General features: G+C 71.5%; 1 protein-coding gene and 1 pseudogene. Both read left to right on the top strand.

What is annotated here, in order from left to right; genetic code table 11:
* On the top strand, positions 1 to 208 hold a 208-nt coding region (locus AC2W7G_RS15160; RefSeq protein WP_485869170.1), incomplete at its 5' end, for a hypothetical protein.
* A gap of 46 nt (positions 209 to 254) precedes the next feature.
* Positions 255 to 1816: pseudogene (gene ffh, locus AC2W7G_RS15155) on the top strand (signal recognition particle protein).
* Positions 1817 to 1885 lie beyond the last annotated feature (69 nt).

Genomic DNA, 1885 nt, shown 5'->3' with positions numbered 1-1885 from the left:
GCCTGCGCACGACGGACCGTCGCGGCCCTGGTCTGGGCCCGCGTGCCGGGCGATCGCGCAAGCCGGCCACTCGATCCGCTCGGCGCACCTGACGACGTACGGCGACGAGGTGCGCGACGTGTTCTACGTCGTCGACGGGCACGGCGACGCGCTCGACGACGACGCCGCACGGGCGCTGCGCGACCGGCTCGTGGAGGCCCTCCGTTAGGCTGGTGAGGTTCCCGAACCTCTCGACTCAAGGACGTCCCGCGCCCATGTTCGACTCCCTGCAAGACCGCCTGCAGTCCGCGTTCAAGAACCTGCGCGGCAAGGGTCGGCTCTCCGAGGCCGACATCGACGCCACCGCCCGCGAGATCCGCGTCGCGCTGCTCGACGCGGACGTCGCGCTGCCGGTCGTCAAGGAGTTCGTCGGGCACGTCAAGGAGCGCGCCCGCGGCGCCGAGGTGAGCCAGGCGCTCAACCCGGCCCAGCAGGTCATCAAGATCGTCAACGACGAGCTCGTCGCGACGCTCGGCGGCGAGACGCGCCGCGTCCGCTTCGCCAAGACCGCGCCGACCGTCATCATGCTCGCCGGCCTCCAGGGCGCCGGAAAGACGACGCTCGCCGGCAAGCTGGCCCGCTGGCTCAAGGACAACGGCCACTCGCCGATGCTGGTCGCCGCCGACCTGCAGCGGCCCAACGCCGTCACGCAGCTGCAGGTCGTGGGCGAGCAGGCCGGTGCCACCGTCTACGCGCCGGCCCCGGGCAACGGCGTCGGCGACCCGGTGCAGGTCGCGCGCGACTCGATCGTCGAGGCCCGCCGCACGCTGCACGACGTCGTCGTCGTCGACACGGCCGGACGCCTGGGCATCGACGCCGAGCTCATGCAGCAGGCCGCCGACATCCGCGCCGCGGTGAACCCCGACGAGGTCCTGTTCGTCATCGACGCGATGATCGGCCAGGACGCCGTCGCCACCGCCCAGGCCTTCCTCGAGGGCGTCGACTTCACCGGCGTCGTCCTGACCAAGCTCGACGGCGACGCCCGCGGTGGCGCCGCGCTGTCGGTCCGCGCGCTCACCGGCCGGCCGATCATGTTCGCCTCCACGGGCGAGAAGCTCACCGACTTCGACGTCTTCCACCCCGACCGCATGGCCTCGCGCATCCTCGACATGGGCGACGTCATGACGCTCATCGAGCAGGCCGAGAAGGCCTTCGACGCCGAGCAGGCCGAGAAGGACGCGGCCAAGATCGTCCAGGGCTCGTTCACGCTCGACGCTTCCTCAAGCAGATGGAAGCGATGAGCAAGATGGGCTCGATGACGAAGCTGCTCGGCATGCTGCCGGGCATGGGCCAGTACAAGGAGCAGCTGGCCAACTTCGACGAGCGCCAGGTCGTGCGCATCAAGGCGGTCATCCAGTCGATGACGCCGGCCGAGCGTGAGAACCCCAAGCTCATCGACGGCTCGCGCCGCCTGCGCATCTCGAAGGGCTCGGGCACCCAGGTCAAGGACGTCAACGAGCTCGTCGACCGCTTCTACGAGGCGCGCAAGATGATGCAGGCGATGGCCAAGGGCGGCGGCATGCCGGGCATGCCCGGCATGGGCGGCCCGGGGATGCCCGGCATGCCCGGGATGCCGGGCAAGCGCGCCGGCGCCAAGCAGAAGCCGCAGAGCAAGGGCAAGAAGGGCAAGCGCGTCTCGGGCAACCCGGCCAAGCGCGCCGCGGCCGCTCAGGGCAAGCCGGCCCAGCCCGCCGACGGCGCCGCCGCGTTCGGCTTCGGCGCCCAGCCCGGCGCGGAGGACTTCGAGCTGCCCAAGGAGCTCAAGGACCTGCTGTAGGCCGCGCGTGGACGTCGTCCTGCTCGGCTCCGGCGCCGCTGACGGCTGGCCCAACCCCGTTCTGCGGCT

The sequence above is a fragment of the Aeromicrobium sp. PFPM2_SD2 genome (genome assembly GCF_057364525.1).
Note: the sequence above shows the minus strand (reverse complement) of the source record. Positions and strands in the feature narration are given on the sequence as shown.